Origin of the sequence: Paenibacillus phyllosphaerae (genome assembly GCF_014192105.1) — a bacterium.
GTDB classification, from domain to species: Bacteria; Bacillota; Bacilli; order Paenibacillales; family Paenibacillaceae; genus Paenibacillus_Z; species Paenibacillus_Z phyllosphaerae.
The window spans coordinates 68,628-85,167 of the sequence record NZ_JACHXK010000022.1; the positions used below are offsets into that span (position 1 = coordinate 68,628).

General features: G+C 57.1%; 5 protein-coding genes. 3 read left to right on the forward strand and 2 right to left on the reverse strand.

Annotated elements, in window-relative coordinates:
- Nucleotides 1-19 precede the first annotated feature (19 nt).
- Together FHS18_RS29110 and FHS18_RS29115 are read left to right on the forward strand one after the other, a co-directional pair.
- Nucleotides 20-2,089 (forward strand): bifunctional diguanylate cyclase/phosphodiesterase, encoded by a 2,070-nt coding sequence (locus FHS18_RS29110; protein WP_246427983.1) that lies wholly within the window; start codon nt 20-22, stop codon nt 2,087-2,089.
- A gap of 198 nt (nt 2,090-2,287) precedes the next feature.
- Nucleotides 2,288-9,850, forward strand: coding sequence for a hypothetical protein (locus tag FHS18_RS29115; RefSeq protein ID WP_183603915.1), 7,563 nt, complete (start codon nt 2,288-2,290; stop codon nt 9,848-9,850).
- 83 nt (nt 9,851-9,933) lie between these two features.
- Here FHS18_RS29115 and FHS18_RS29120 read toward each other — a convergent pair whose 3' ends face one another.
- Nucleotides 9,934-14,472, reverse strand: coding sequence for a DEAD/DEAH box helicase (locus tag FHS18_RS29120; protein WP_246427984.1), 4,539 nt, complete (start codon nt 14,470-14,472; stop codon nt 9,934-9,936).
- A 194-nt stretch (nt 14,473-14,666) separates the two neighbouring features.
- Between FHS18_RS29120 and FHS18_RS29125 the strand changes: the two genes are divergently transcribed.
- The gene (locus tag FHS18_RS29125) at nt 14,667-15,095 is read left to right on the forward strand and encodes a hypothetical protein (RefSeq protein WP_183603916.1); all 429 of its coding nucleotides are present in this window, start codon (nt 14,667-14,669) and stop codon (nt 15,093-15,095) included.
- 14 nt (nt 15,096-15,109) lie between these two features.
- On the opposite strand, the gene FHS18_RS29130 is transcribed toward FHS18_RS29125, so the two are convergent.
- Nucleotides 15,110-16,504 carry a cryptochrome/photolyase family protein gene (locus FHS18_RS29130; RefSeq protein ID WP_183603917.1) on the reverse strand — a complete coding sequence of 465 codons (1,395 nt, stop codon included), beginning with the start codon at nt 16,502-16,504 and terminating at the stop codon, nt 15,110-15,112.
- Between the last annotated feature and the right edge of the window lie 36 nt (nt 16,505-16,540).

The window sequence follows — 16,540 nt, forward strand, 5'->3', positions numbered from 1 at the left end:
CACAAAAAGAGGATGCCGCATGGACCACATGGACCACATGAATCATATGGAAGGTCACTACAACACGTTAACCGTCGCTCTGTCACTGCTTATCGCGATGGCGGCTTCCTACTCCGCGCTCGATTTGGCGGGGAAAATCGCAAGGGTCACGGGCAAGAGCCGTAAAATTTGGCTGGCCGCGGGCTCTTTTGTCATGGGTGTCGGCGTGTGGTCGATGCACTTTGTCGGGATGTTGGCATTCCACTTGGACGTTAACGTAACCTACAATACGGCGATCACCGTGCTGTCGATGGTCTTCAGCATCGGTGCGTCCTATGTGTCCTTCCAGGTGACGGCTGCCGTTCAGGCGACGAACAAGCGCCGGGCTTTTGCCGGATTCATCATGGGCACCGGCATTATCGCGATGCATTATACCGGTATGGCTGCGATTCAAAAGCCGATTACCATCACATATAATCCTTTCTACTGGCTGCTGTCTGCCTTGATTGCGTATGCGGCATCGTATGCCGCCCTTTACTTGTTCCTGCGGCTGCGGCATACGGCTGGCTTCTCGTATTGGAAGCTGCTCTGCTCGGTCATCATGGGCATTGCCATCTGCGGGATGCATTATACGGGCATGCTGGCCACGAATTTCTCCTTGGATTACACGTCCGTTACGGACACGACGGATATGATGGGCTCCTCGCGTCTTGTGCTGCTTATCGGCGTTGCGGTTGCCACGTTCGTCATCCTGATCATGTCTGCCGGCATCATGTTCTTCGACCGCACGGTGCTCGAACGGATGGCCTACTACGATGCGTTGACGGGCTTGCTTAACCGCCATCAACTCATTAATTACTTCGAGACGTCGTTCATCGGCAAAGAAACGGGTTTCCTGCTCTTCGTGGATCTGGACCGCTTCAAGACGATTAACGATACGCTCGGACACGATGTCGGCGATCTTGTGATCAAAGAGATTGCGGCCCGCCTGCGGTTAACGGTATCTGGAGACCAGACCGTATTCCGGCTGGGCGGCGACGAATTCCTGATTGCCTCTTCCCGCGGAAACAAGGAGGTAGCAGGACGTCTGGCCGGGGTAGTACTGCGCGAAATCCGCAAGACGCTGCACGTCTCCGGTCACGATATCCAATTGACCGCCAGCGTAGGAGCAAGTCTTGCTCCTGAGCACGGCACGAACCGGACCGCGCTCCTGAAGACGGCGGACATGGCTTTGTATCAGGCGAAACAACTAGGTAGAAATCAATACCGTCTATTCGATGAAGAGCTCGATCGCAAGTTCATTCGCCGCATGGAGCTTGAACGCGATCTAAGCCGGGCCGTAGCCGAAGGCGAGCTGTTCGTCATGTATCAGCCCAAGTGGGATGCCCAGACTGACCGGATCAGCGGCGCCGAAGCGCTCATGCGCTGGCAGCATCCGGTGCTCGGCTTGATCTCGCCGGGGGAATTCATTCCGATTGCGGAAGAGACCGGGCTCATCGTGCCGATGACGAGGTGGATGCTGAAGGATGTGTGCTTGAAGCGTCAGGCGTGGCAGGAGCAGGGCATTGCGCCGTTCCGTGTCTCCGTTAACATGTCCATCCGGGTGTTCGAGCGGGGCATGCTGCAAGAGATGGTGAATGAAGCATTAAGCGTCTCGGGTCTGTCGCCAGAGCTGCTGGAGCTGGAGATTACGGAGACGATCGCGATGCACGATCTCCCGGACAAGGCGAAGCAGCTTCAGTCGCTGCGCAAACTCGGCGTAACGGTATCGATGGATGACTTTGGCACCGGCTACTCGTCGCTCGGGAACCTGGATGAGCTACCGATCGATGTGCTGAAGATTGACCAATCATTCGTGCGTCAGAGTGCCGTTCACTCCAAGCAGGCGATTATCAGCACCATTATCGCGATTGCCGGACACTTGAATCTCGAGGTAGTCGCCGAAGGGGTCGAGACGTCCGAGCAGATCGAATTCCTCCTTTCGCGAGGCTGCGCGATTATGCAGGGGTACTACTACGGCAAGCCAATGGAAGCTGCCGCGATGGAGAAATGGATCGATGATATGGCCCACGGCTCCCAGAAGCTGCAGGAGAAGAAGGCGCACTCATAAATGTTGAAGAAGACCGCTGCTTGAGGGGATGTCCCTTGAGCGGCGGTTTTTTGCATGTATTCATAGTTCTATGAGACTACGTCATTAGGTGTGGAGTCGACAGAAAACGCTATAGATTCAGGCTTAATTTCATAGTTTGTTCTGGTAGAGTGTGATAGAATTGGTAGCAGTTAACCTCATGCTGAAGGGTGATGCAAGTTGCGCAGAATAACAGCTGCGATGCTATCTGTTTTATTAATTGGAGGACTGGTTCCTGAAGGCGTGATGAACGCTGCAGGGACCGATGCAGGTAAGCCGAATCTAGTGAATGGAAGAATTGAAGGCGACCGGACGATCGTGCTTACCTTTGACAAGCTGTTAACCGATCTGGATAGTTCCGAAGACCCAACAGGCGGGAGCAGCGACTATGAAACGGAGAACGTATCGACCGGGTACATTACGACCTCGATCCCTTCTTCGGAAAATAGGCTGATCAGTGCGGAGGCGCAGGGGACGGAGCTGCGTATGACGTTTAACAGTTCGATCAGTAATTTGAATCTCATTGACTTGACGGTCTATGCGGGCGCCGTCCATCTTGTGGATGATGTCAGTTCGTACAGCGACGAGATTAGAGATTACCGGGTGCGCACGGAACAAGGCAAGCTTGCGCTCAAGCAGGAAATCGATGCGCAAGGGACCGGGTTCAGCCTTGAAGGCATTATGGCGTATCTGAAAACGCTGCCGGAGAATACGAATATCGTGGGCTTGCCTAATATTAATGGTGCGGACATCCGCTTCCTCCTGTCCTTGATGGATTTCGGTCTAGTGGACCGTTCCGGGTTGGTCGTTGCGCTGGAGAAGGCGGATGAGCTGCTGGAGAAGACGAAGACGACTGCAGGATTAGCGGAAAAACACACAGCGTTCGAGAATGCTGTAGCGGGCTACCGGGAGCTGCTTGGTACGGGAGCGACACCGATGCAGCGTCAGCTGGATGAAGCTTCTTTAGCGCTTGATAATGCGCGGTTTGCGTTCGAACTAGCTAGCTTGAACTATCGCACGCCAGCTGGCCCGGAGGCTATAGAGCCGGTGCCTGGCACGCTGCTGGCTTCGCTTGAGACAGTTCCGTTGGCGAAGGATAGCGAAGCGGAGATTCAGCTGTTCACGGAAGCGGACCGCTTGGCGCTGCTGGATTCGACGAGCGGGCAGAGGGCCGCCGTACGCGTGAAGCTGCCGAGCAATACGGATAACGGATTCAATAACTATCGGATTGGCGATCGGGTTGGCGTTATGGTCGGTGAAGGGGCTGCGTCTTTTTACTTCCAGCCTCAACTTGTCGGGGCGGATATTGCACGGCTGAACAATTCGAATCCGAACGACAACTGGATTACGTTCGATATTACCCCTTATTTCACCGGCGTGATAGGGGGGAGCGAGGTCCCGAACTATACGGATCTGGCAGATACCGACGTCGTATCGATTAAGACGGGGAATGTTGAACCGTACGTTATCCGTGTGGACGTCGCGCCTACGCCTAAGTTCGTGATTCCGGCCGAAACAGAGGGGACCACACCAACCTATACTTCTGAGCTTGCGGCGGCCGTAGGCGACGAGGTCACGGTTCAAGTGAATGAAGGCTGCAGCGTCGGAGCTCCTACCGAAGGAAGCTGCATCGATCTCTATGCTATATCGCAGGCGGAGGATACTCCATCCGGAGATGGGCTGGTTGATTATCTTCGCGGGTTGGAGCCTGTTTCTTCGCTCGATGCTTCACCGAACCAAAGCATGAGCCTCTCGTTCTGGACCGGTGAGTTGGCAGCGGGTGGATACTCCGTGTATGCGGTTGATTTCCGCCATCAGGTATCTGCGCCAATTAAGTTGACGTTGAGCGGTGAATCCGTACCTGTCGTTCACAATGACGCGGAACTGGCCGAACGATTGAGTGCCAGCGAGCCGCCAGCCATGGTGAAGGCGGAGAATATCGGCGGATATACCGGGCAGCTGCAGCTTCAGCAAGACGAGAGCGGCGGCTATTATTACCGCTCCGGGGTCGGTAAGGCTTTTGTCGCCGATGCGAAGGGGTTGACGCTCGCGCTGCAGGATGAGAATCTCAGCCTGATCTACTTGGCGGATGATATCCGGTTGGACACGGCTTATACATTCCCGAGCCATTCGAGCGAATTAACGCTGAGTGCAGGCGTAGAGCGTGTCATTCAAGCGCGCGGGTTCGAGGGCAACTACGAGAACCTTTTTGAGGACGACAAGGTCTCGATCGTGGATACGGCGAGCGTAAGCACCGCTATCACCGCCGCGGAAGCTTACTTGGTGGCGACATATACGATAGATGGTGTAGATGGCAGCGAGCCAAGATCGGCGCTATCTTCACTAATCGAGCAGGCCAAGCTGCTTGTGAGTGAACTGACGACGCAAGCAGCGGTCACGCAAGCAGCGGAAACTCTAAGCGCAGAGCTATCATCCTATAAGCAATACATTATTGGCGTGCGTCCGATGGCGATGCCGGAGCAAGTCACACCGACGCCGGATACGATCCTTGCGACGCTTGCGTCCGAAGAGGACTTGCTCATTCTTACGGGTAATGTAATTGAGCGGATACAGAACGGGGAAGAGCAAGCGGTAGTGTCCGTGAAGCTGCCGAGCAATACTGGCGCACCTGGAGATTACCGGGCAGGCGACCGGGTTGTCGCTGCGATCAGCGAGTGGGTGAGGGAATACACGTTGACCGAGGCAGATGTCGAACGGCTTGGCAATGATGATGTGTCGGACAATACCGTCGAAGTCGATATCAGCGGGTTCTTTCATAGCTGGATGGCTGAGGGGCTTATGGATGGGGACTATCTGCAGCTGAGCGCCTATACGGTGAACGGTTCGAATGAAGGACTCAGCTCGGATTGGACACTGGGACCAGAACTCAAGGTCTCCATCGTGGATACGGCGAACCTGAGCACTACTATCACTGCCGCAGAAGCATACTTGGTGGCGACATATACGATAGATGGTGTAGACGGCAGCGAGCCCAGAACGGCGCTGACTTCGCTAATTGAACAGGCCATGTTACTTGTGAGCGAACCGACGACGCAGGAAGCAGTCAGCCAAGCGGCGGAAGGTCTAAACGCAGAGCTATCCTCCTATAAGCAATACATTATTGGCGTGCGGCCGATGGCTATGCCGGTACAAGTTACACCGGCTCCGGATACGGTCCTGGCGACGCTTGCGGCCGAAGAGGACTTGCTCATTCTTACGGGTAATGCAATTGAGCGGATACAGAACGGGGAAGAGCAAGCGGTAGTGTCCGTGAAGCTGCCGAGCAATACTGGCGCCCCGACTGATTACCGGGCAGGCGATCGGGTTGTCGCGGCGATCAGCGAGTGGGAGATGGAATACACGTTGACCGAGGCGGATATCGAACGGTTTGGCAATGATGACGAGTCGGACAATACCGTCGAAGTCGATATAGGTGGTTTCTTCTTATTGCCTGGCGGATTATACAATGGCATGAATCTGCAATTGAGCGCTTATACGGTGAACGGATCGAATGAAGAGATGAAATCGGATGGGCAACTGGGACCAGAACTCAAGGTCTCGATCGTGGATACGACGAGCCTAGGCACCGCTATCACCGCCGCACAAGCGTACTTGCAAGTAACGGAGGCAATAGATGGAGCAGGAAGCGAGCCAAGATCGACGCTGACTTCCCTTGTACAGCAAGCTGAACTGCTTCTGAGCGAAACGACGACACAGGAAGCAATTAATCAAGCAACGGAAGAAGTAAACGCAGAGCTATTATCTTATAAGCAATACATTATTGGCGTGCGGCCGATGGCGATGCCGGAGCAAGTTACACCGGCACCGGATACGATCCTTGCGACGCTTGCGTCCGAAGATGACATGCTCCTTCTTACGGGCGGTGTAATTGAGCGGATACAGAATGGGGAAGAGCAAGCGGTAGTGTCCGTGAAGCTGCCGAGCAATACTGGCACCCCGACTGATTATTGGGCAGGCGACAGGGTTGTCGCGGCGATCAGCGAGTGGGAGATGGAATACACGTTGACCGAGGCGGATATCGAGCGGCTTGGCAATGATGACGAGTCGGACAACACCGTCGAAGTCGATATAGGTGGTTTCTTCTTATTGCCTGGCGGATTATACAATGGCATGAATCTGCAACTGAGCGCTTATACGGTGAACGGATCGAATGAAGCAATGAAATCGAATCGGGAACTGGGACCAGAACTCAAGGTCTCGATCGTGGATACAACGAGCCTGAGCACCGCTATCACCACCGTAGAAGCGTACTTGGTGGCGACATATACGATAGATGGTGTAGATGGCAGCGAGCCAAGAACGGCGCTGACTTCGCTAATCGGGCAGGCCAAGCTGCTTGTGAGCGAACCGACGACGCAAGAGGCGGTCAACCAAGCAACGGAAGGCTTAAGCGTAGAGCTATCATCGTATAAGCAATACATTATAACCGTACGGCCGATGGCAATGCCGGAGCAAGTAGCACCTGCGCCAGATACGTTCCTGGCGACGCTTGCGTCCGAAGATGACTTGCTTATTCTTACAGGCGATGTAATTGAGCAGATACAGCACGGGGAAGAGCAAGCCGTAGTATCCGTGAAGCTGCCGAGCAATACTGGCGCCCCGACCGATTACCGCGCAGGCGACCGGGTTGTCGCGGCGATCAGCGAATGGGAGAGGGAATACACGTTGACCGAGGCAGATATCGAGCGGCTTGGCAATGATGACGGAACGGATAATACGATCGACGTCGATATCAGCGGTTTCTTCCAAAACTCTAGATTTATGGATGGCGATTATTTGCAACTGAGCGCCTATACGATGAACGGTTTGAATGAAGAATCTAAATCGGATCGGAAACTTGGAACAGAGCTTAAGGTCGAGTTTGCTTTCGAGGTCACTGTAAGCCCGCAAGTTGTAGAGTGGGGTGAAGAGGTTACGGTCGGCGTAAGCACAGGTTGCGGCTTTGAGGCAGTCGAAGGTACTTGCGCTGAACTTTATGTCCTTTCCTCTTATGAGGAAGTCCCTTCCGGCGAGGCGGAATTATTGAGCTACCTGGAGCAAAAAAACGCGTCTGCTACTTTGGACGGCAGCACAGGACCTTGGACGACATTATCCACGGAGCAACTGGAGCCGGGCGCTTATCGGGTGTATGCAGTCAGTGCTAGTGACGAGGTTTCCGAGCCTGCTAGTTTTGAAGTGGTTGAGAACGTTATTAGTTCCGACCTGGAAATATCGTATGCCCTCAAGAGAGAGGGGCCGTCCGAATCCATCTATGTTCGTGAGATCAACGGCTATAGCGGCCAGCTTACGCTGCAAGGGGAATGGCCGGTCTCCTATTATTACGTGAGCCCGGACGGAACGGCATTCGTCGCAACGGCTAACGGTCTTGCCGTAGCGGGTCAGAATGAAGCGGTCAAACGGATTTATGTCGCGGCTGATTTGGCGACCGACAGCGCACTTGCACTTCCAAGCACGGAGCTCACCGCAAGCGTCGAACGTTATATTACGGCGCCTGGTTTTACCGGTGTTATTCCGGCAACGGTGGGCGATATGATCACGCTTGTCGATCGGAGTGCGCTTGGGGTTGAGGCTTATAACTTTATCTCGACGAATCCGGAAGATAGCCTCGTCGTGAACATCAATGTAGGGGAGACGCCGCTGGCTGAAGGCGTAACCGCAGCGGAGATCTATGAGCGGATGAAGCAGGCTTTCCGGAATGGCGTATCCGGTGTGGCCGGAAGCGACTTGTCGTTCCTGGAAATCGGCGACGAATCCACGTATGCTCTACGTGTTATGAATGAGAATGCGGAAGGGTTAACGGCTTATTTCGACCGTAATTTGTATTTCGAAATGCCGTACAGCACACATGCGGTTGCTTATATAATGATCGAGGCTTCATCGGCTTACTTGGATGGCGCCTTCTACGAAGCGGACGATGATACGCTTACGCTGGTCGGAGGAAATCTGATGGCGCTATCCGGTGGCGATTCCGAGTTGGATATTACGAGCCAGTTGGTGTGGGATCGCATGTGGTTTGCCTTTGATAATATGATGGAAGGATACGTACAGCAGGAATTTGATCCTTCGCATATTGTGAGCACGCGTGTTATTGATGATACAACGCTGCAAATTCGATTCGAGTCGGGTTATTTCACCGGCCTTCAGGCTTATAATTTGCCGGAGCTCGATAATTGGAATGAGCGGACGCTGATTGCGATCGAATCCGGTTTCCTCCGGGATGCTTATCATCAAAACATACGCGGTGATGATGGACTGATGCAGGAAGATCTTGTGGATGATAGCTACCGCGTTCCGCGCGATGCCGTATCGCTCGAGCTGACCGGTGAGGGATCGATTACCGACGAAAACGGTACCTATGTGAATGCAGGTGAGCGCGTCTTTATCGTAGGTGATGCCTTCTCGCGCGAACTTGCAGAAGGGACGAACACGAACGGCGTTCATTTCGAGGTTCGTCTGGCCAAAAATACCGGCAGCTATCAGGATTACCGGGTTGGCGATACGATCGTCGTTCATCTGAGCGATCAATATGAATATATGGCTGGGGACATTCCGGAAGGCACCGGCTGGGTCGAGGAGTTCCCGGGTCAATACAGTTACACGCTCACGGAATCCGACATTGCGGAGCTGGAGAATTGGGAAGGCGAAGGTAATGACACGATCTATCTGGAGCTGGACGCGAGCGGCTTCTACGGACGGGAAGATCTAGCGGACGGCGTATTCCAACCGTATACGTACACGCGGGTTGCCGATACAGTGGATGAGGTGACGGAAGATGTTGTCCTCAATCAATGGATGGTCGTTGACCGAACGGCACCGGAGGTAAGTGCTTATGCGGACGGCGGTATCTATGCGACGCTCAATGAACGCAGCGACCTGTTCATCGTACCGGCTGACGCTGAGATTAGCGGCATCAGCGATTTGTACCGAGTCTACTCGCCGGTCGTAATGTCGCAGTCGGCGGGAGAGTCGATTGCAATCGACGGTTCGGCTCTGAGCAGCGGTTACTACGTGGCGTATGCCGTTGATACGGCGGGGAATCTGTCGGCACCATCATCGTCGTTCTACGTATACAATGAGCTTCCGCTGCCGGAAGGACTCGCGGTCGAACAGAAGGCCCATTACGAAAGTTCAGGTACGGATTTGATTCATGAACTGGAAGCAGATGGACGGCTCGTCATTTCGTTCAATCAAGGGGTATCGGACATCGTGCTGGAACGCATCGCGGCTGCACTGTCTGAAGCCAGCTCCAAACCGCTTACGGTTAGCAGTGACGGCAGCGACGTTTACATAAGCGTCAATACCTCAGCGATTTCGGAAGGCGAGAGCACGACGGCCGTATTCAGCTACGATGTGTATGCGGCGCTAGATGAAGAGGGCATTGCGGAGCAAGAGCTGCTGCTGGATGTTGTCTTGTATGGCAACATCGTCGATTTCAATCTTCCGGACGGGGATGAGATCAACATTGCTTTCAGCGAACCAATAACCCAAAGCACGGATGAAATCGAAGCTACCGTAAGGGTGGGACAAGATGGAGCGTGGACCGCAGTTCCTGTAACGTATTTGGTGAAGCAGGAGGATGGCACGTATACGATTATCGTGGATCGGACCGGTTTGATGGAGGTTCAGGTGACAGCTATCGAAGTCACCTTTAGCACGATGTTGACCGATCTGAACGAACGGTCGATCGCAAATCAGGTCGTCACGTGGCTCCTCACGCTCTAAGCGAGTTCGGCAGCTTATGCGGCACAACAAAAGAGCAAGGCTTGCACATGCATGGCGCATGGCATGCCTTGCTCTTTGTCGTTCTACTGCAGGTTACTTGGCCACAAAACCAGCGACCGGTTGTCTCGTTCAGCACCGAGCGAGCGCAGCGGCTCGGCCGCAGGGGAGTCGATGACCTCCTCGCCATTCCAACGGTCAATCTTGATCTTGCTGATGCCCTGCTGATTCAGCACGGTGCGGAAAATCTGCTTCAGACCGGCATAATCCGGCTGCGCTGCGAAGACCGACCCGTCATCCTTCAGTTCGACCACCTTGCGTCCGTTATTCTCGATCCAATAGCGCCATTGTTTCTGCTGCAGTACCAAATAATTGCCGCTCTTCCGGGCAAAATTAGCGCCTTGCATCTGTGGCCATTCCGCCGTGACGCCGAACGGGTTGGCCGGGTCCACGGCGGAGAGCAGCGTCACGGGCGAAGTCGTCTCCCCCGGAAGCGGCTGCTGCACGCTCGTAATGAGCTCGCGGCGGGCAAATTGGAGCGAGGCGGCGCCCGAGAGGAGCAAGCCGCGCGTCACGATGCCGAGTTGCTCGAGCTGTTTCAGCACCGGCAACAGCTCATCCCAGCCGTAGGGTGCCACTTGGGCGACAAGTTCCTTAGAGACGATCCCGCAGCTGTCCAGCAGATGCTGCGTCCAGTGGAGTACCGCCTGGGTATGCGCTGCAGCAGCATGTTTCGGCACGGGTAGCGAAGCGCTAATCACATCACCATGAGGCGCCTCGCCCTCCAGCGGATCATAGCTTTCCGACGCAAGATCACCGGTCCAGTACCACCGTCCGAGCCCGGATCCGGTGCGGGCGTGCTTGCCTTTGGTTTGCAGATAGATGCGCAGCGGCGCGAACTGGTCATTCGATACTTGCCCTTCCCACACTAACTCCATGAGCGAAGCGAGCAGCTCGGATGGGGGCTTGCCCGCATCCCGGCTAAGCCGGGTCAAGAAGCTGGCTCCGCCTGAACGCAGCAGCGTGAGCAGTTCAGGATGCTTCGTATCGTCTGCCCTCGATTCGACGGGCGTAATGTAAGGGGTGTACAGCGGGCGTGACTCCGCGAAGAAGAACGCGATCCGTCCTTCCTTCTCTTGCTCCTCCTTGCGGCCGATCCAGATGACCTCGCCGGAGGCGCAGAGCATGTCCAGATCTTCCTTGCGATAACCGGTTAAACGCGAAGGCAGAATGATGGATTCCCAGTGCGAAGCCGGGATGAAAAATCCCTGCAGCTGCCGCAGCACCTCGCGCAGCCCGTCAATGCCGGCTAGCTGCGTACCGGCAAGCACATGCTGCAGCTGCGAGATCTCGCTGCACCAACGGACCGGCGATGCCGGCTCGGCCTGCTTGCGCGCTTGATCGATCGTGAGGCGGATCAGCCGCTGCGCGATGGAACGGCTCGTCCAGATCCGGTCCGACTCATCCTGCGCGAACGGAGCGGGCTCAATGAGCTGCCGCTGCAGCAGCGTCTGCACGCATTGCTCGGTCTGCTCCTCGGTCAACAGCGGATAGCGTTCGCGAAGCTCCGGTACCGTGAAGGAGATCCGGTTATCGGCATAACGTCCGACGATGAAGATGACGGATTGCTCTTGGGCGGGGAAAGCCTCGTACAACAGCGCTTCATCGGCGCAAATATACCTCGTGCTATCCGCTCCCAAGGACAGCCGCGCAAGCCGACCGGCCTGCTCCAGTTCCGCTGCCCATTCCGTGACCGGACCGTCTCCATGCGCCTGAAGCTCGCCAAGGGATAAATCGCCTTTGCGCTTCAGCAGCCGATAGACGTCTTCCATTGAACGGAGCTGCAACGTCCCGCCGCCTGCCGCCAATCGCTGTTCCTCCGCCTCCATCGCTTCCGGTGAGATCGACGCTTGAACCGCATCATGGCCGAACAGGGAGCTTGCCATCGACTTGCTGATGCCGAGCAGCTGCAGCTGCGTAGCCGCGCCGAGCCCATCGCCCTCGTAGATTTGCGTATTCACGTAATCGGCGATGAATTGCGCGGCGAACGGCGAGGGTGCGTTCGTCTCCTTCACCGTGACCTCGATCTGCCCCTCCGCGATCTGCCGGAGCAGCCCTTTCAGGCCGGCCGCATCCAGATAGGTGTGCAGGCTTTCCTTCATCGCTTCCCTCAGATACGGAAAATGTTCCGCATAAGGAAGCGCTTGCTTCAGCAGTTCCTCGCTGCGTAGCCGTTTCTGCCACATCGGCGTCCGCGTGAAGCTGCGCGAGAGGAGCAGCGATGTCTCGGCGATCCGTCGGAACGAGATGCCGAGCATCGGCGAGCCTGCGATCGCTTCTGCGAGCAGCGGCTCCAAGGTGCCTGGCGCGATATGCCATAGCGCGTTCAGCCACGAGGTATCCCCATCCGGCACGACAAGCTCGATCCCATTGTCCTTCGCGTTGCCGTAGAGCTTGTAGGGCAGCATGGCTCCGAACTGCTGCTCGATCGCCAACAGCCACGTCCGGTTTAATTTGCGCCCGAACGGATTGTGGATGATGATCCGGTGCTGATTCGTGAAATCGCGGTAATGCTCAATGATGATATGCTTCTCGGTCGGCACGCCGAGCGCCCGATGCTGGGCTTCGATCAGGTCGATCAGCTGCTCGGCCGCTATCCGATCCAACCCGTATTCCACATCCAGCCACGTGATGGTGTCCTCGACGGCCTGCTTATCATCCTCTTCAGAGGCCGGCTCCGTCGAACGTCGTCCGAGCGCCAATTGCTCCGTCAGCTGTTGCAGGAATTGCCCGAGCTGAACGCCGAGCAAGGCCCGTCTTCCGCCAGGCTCGTTGCGCCAGAACGGAATCTCGCTGAACCGGTTGGCCGCCTCCTGAACGTAGACGCGGTCATGCTCGATCCGGCTAATCATCCAAGACGAGGTCCCCAATTGAAAAACATCGCCGACTCGGCTCTCATGGATATATTCTTCGTCCAACTCGCCCAGATGAATGCGGCTGTCCGCATGGTGGACCGGGTAAGCGGACGATTGCGGGATGGTACCGACGCCGGTGACCGCGGCGATGGGCGAGGCGGCGCGGCGCGAGAGCACGTCGCGCTCGCGATCCCAATCGATGAGCGGCCTTGCGAACGGGTAAAATCCGGCGAGCACCTGGAGCACGGCCGTCAGCTCTTCCCGTGGGTACTGGCGGTAGCATTCGCTGCCTACAATCAGCGCATACAGCTCATCGACCGTAATGGCGTCCGCCGCGGCGATCGCGACGATCTGCTGGCTCAGCACATCGATCGGCTGGTAGGGCAGTTCGATCGGTTCGATCTCGCGCCGCACGATATTCCGGCAGAGCACGGCTGCATCCGGCAGCTGGCCGCGGCTGCGCGCCACGATGACGCCGCGGCTGACGTCGCCGACGGCGTGACCGGCGCGCCCGATCCGTTGAATGCCGGAGGCGGCATCCATCGGCGGATCGACCTGCAGCACCAGATCGACGTGGCCGACGTCGATGCCAAGCTCGAGCGACGAAGTAGCGACCAGGCAGCGGAGCTCCCCTGCTTTAAGCTGCTGCTCGACTTCAAGCCTGCGCTCGCGCGCCAAGCTGCCATGATGGGCGCGCGCGAATCCGTCGCCGGCCTGCTCGTTCAACCGCAGGACGAGCCGCTCGCATAGCCGGCGGCTGTTCACGAACAGCAGCACCGAGCGGGCCCCTTCCATCAGCTGCAGCAGCCGCTCCACGATCGGCGTCCAGAGCGCTTCGCGCGATTTGGCAAGCCTCGTGAAGTCCGGCATCGTGACGCGGACTTGCATCGTTTTGGCCATCATGCTCTCGATGATCTTGACCGGGCGCGGCAGATAGCCGAGCAGATGGGGATTCGCCGCCGCTAACAGATCCGGGTCGCGCTCGCACCAGTCGGTCGCCGCCGGTGCATCAGCTGGCGCCCAACCCCCGAGAAAACGCGCCATGCGGGTCATCGGCTTCTGCGTCGCCGAGATGCCGATCCGTTGTACCGGACCCTTGCGCAGCACGGTTAACCGTTCGAGCGTGAGCGACAGATGCACGCCGCGCTTATCGCCGGCGATGCCGTGGATTTCATCGACAATGACCGTCTCCACGGTCTGCAGCATCTCCCGGCCTTTGGCGGACGTGACGAGCAGATAGAGCGACTCCGGTGTGGTGACCAGGACGTCCGGCGGGCGCCGCGTCATACGGGCGCGCTCCTTGGAAGGCGTATCTCCGGTGCGTACCGCGGTCTGAATGCCCGGCCAGGCTTCCGCTCCAGATGGCGCGGCTTGCTCCGCCGCATAACGTTCGATCGCCGCCATGAAGCCGGTCAGATGATGCTGAATATCGTTATTGAGCGCCTTCAGCGGCGTCACATATACGGTGCGAACGCCGGGAGTCCAACGGTCCGCCGCCGCTAGTTTGGCTCGCGCGATCCGGTCCAGACATGGCAGCAGAGCGGCTAATGTTTTGCCGGATCCGGTAGGCGCGGCGATGAGCGTATGACGGTCTTCCCGGATGGATGCCCAGGCTTGCAGCTGAACGTCGGTCGGCTGACCGAAGGTGCGGGCGAACCATCCGGCCAATAGCGGATGGAAGACGGATAGAGCAGGTGAGGGCTGGGACAAGGACAACAGCTCCTTCATGCCGCGCAAGTGGAGAGGCGGCTTGCATGTAGTGGCCTGTCTGACAGGCAGGTATTGGCATTATTATACCTGTTTTTGGTTCAGAATTTGAACGGCGCCTCATAGGCATATAAGTAATAGAGTTTGAAACGACGACTTTTTGAACATGCATGAATAGTCAATCGGGAGGGTCACCTATGGGCAGATGGCGTGAAACCTTGGAAGAGCGTTGGAATGAGTGGAGACTGGTGGAAGAGGCGGTTAGCCGGACGCTTGACGGCCTTAGGGTGCTCCGGGTTGTCGGGCCGCGCACGCCGAGGCCGCTACCGCTCGCCTCGAAGGCCATTCGGTCCGCCGAGCTCCGGCGTTTCTCCGGTTCGTACGAAGCGGGGCTGGCCTGCTTCTGCTTGGGTGAGCTGAAGGCTGAAGAGCGCTTGGCTTTCCTCGAGGCATGGCATGAGCGTCTCGGCGCGGGAGCTACGGTCGTCATTGCCGACCGGCGCGGCGAAGGCTGCGAGAGCGTCTTCGATCTGCATCAGCTATTCGCGGATACGGCTGCCCAGCTGGATATTCAGGTGGGGCGAACCTTCTGGTGGGTTCGCTATGGGGTGAAGCAACAAGGATAAGCGGGCCCTTCGCGTCAAACTGGCTCGTCCGTCCCTGGGCTGGCCGATTCCTGCTCATACCCCCGCAGCATGCGGCCATACACTTCGATGGCGTGGGCGCGTGTCTGCTTCAGATCGACGATCGCCTCCGGGCGCGGCTGATGGATGATCTTGTCCGGCAAGTGAGCCAGTTCCGGAAGCCACTTGCGAATATAGCTGCCGGAAGGGTTGTGCGTCATCGACTGCGTAACGGGATTCATAATCCGGAAGTAGGGTGCGGCATCGTACCCGAGCGAGGAGCTCCACAGCCATCCGCCCCGGTTCAAGGTATGGTCGTAATCGGCGAGCATCCGGCGAAAATACTGCTCCCCTTTCGTGAACGGGCAGCGCAGATTTTTGGTCAGGAACATCGCGGTCACCATCCGCAGCCGGTTCGGCAGCTCCCCGGTCTCGCGCAGTTGGGTCATGGCGGCATCGATAATGGGAATGCCCGTCTGTGCATGGATCCATGCCTCATAGTGATGCTCGGATAATTCTCGGAAGTCGAACTGCCGCTCATAGGTGAAGAAATCCGGGTTCTGCCGCGCCTGCATCAGGTAGAAGTCCCGCCAGGCAAGCTGCCGGATCCAGCTGTGCGCCTCTTCCAACTCCGCCACCGCCTCATAGATTCGACGCGGCGAGAGCGCGCCGTGATTGATCCAGCGGGCGAGGCCGCTCCCGGCGTCGACGGCGAAATCATCCCGGTGCCGGCTGTAATCGGCGATCGGCCCTTCGATGAAGTCGGTCAGCTGTTCTTGCGGCGAGGGCTCATCCGCCTCTTGCGCGGCGGCGTCCACCAGCAGCTCGTCGATCCATGCGGGTAAGCGGAACCGCGTCTCGATCTCCGACTCCAGCTCGTCTACCGTTGCCAAGTCGTCGATCCGGATCGAGCCGGAAGGCGCGTAGCATTGCCGCATGTAGCCGCTCCACATTTTGTAGAAAGGCGTGAATACTTTGTAAGGCTCCGTTCTCCTGGCGAATTGGCCAAAGTCGGCCAGGTCGATAAGCGGCGCATCATCATACGTTTTGTAGCCACGGTCGTGCTTCTTGCAGATCGCTTCGACCGCCGTATCCCGCTGGACGGCATACGGGGTGAAGTCCGCCTGTTGGACAAGGCCGGCAATGGGCATCGCCAACAGCAACGCTTCGGTAATCTCCACCGGATCCCCATGCAGGAGATGAAGGGTGCGGCCCGCTTGGCGGTAATCGGCGGCAAGGCGAGTCACGGCGCGCAGGAAGGTTCGTCCGCTATGGGTCTGCAAGCGGTCGGGAGCAGCAATCGCCGGGTCGATGACGAGCAAATGGATGTCCGCGCCTCCGCGCCGGTGCAGCGCCTCGAAAGCTCGCAGGTCATCGGTTCGCAAATCTTTGCGGTGAATGAACAGATACATGATGCTCTAGGCGCCTCCTTTTGTACATCATCTAGT

Coding starts and splice junctions, on each gene's coding strand:
- FHS18_RS29110 (WP_246427983.1), top strand. CDS start 20: ATGGACCACATGGACCACATGAATCATATGGAAGGTCACTACAACACG.
- FHS18_RS29125 (WP_183603916.1), top strand. CDS start 14,667: ATGGGCAGATGGCGTGAAACCTTGGAAGAGCGTTGGAATGAGTGGAGA.
- FHS18_RS29130 (WP_183603917.1), bottom strand. CDS start 16,504: ATGTATCTGTTCATTCACCGCAAAGATTTGCGAACCGATGACCTGCGA.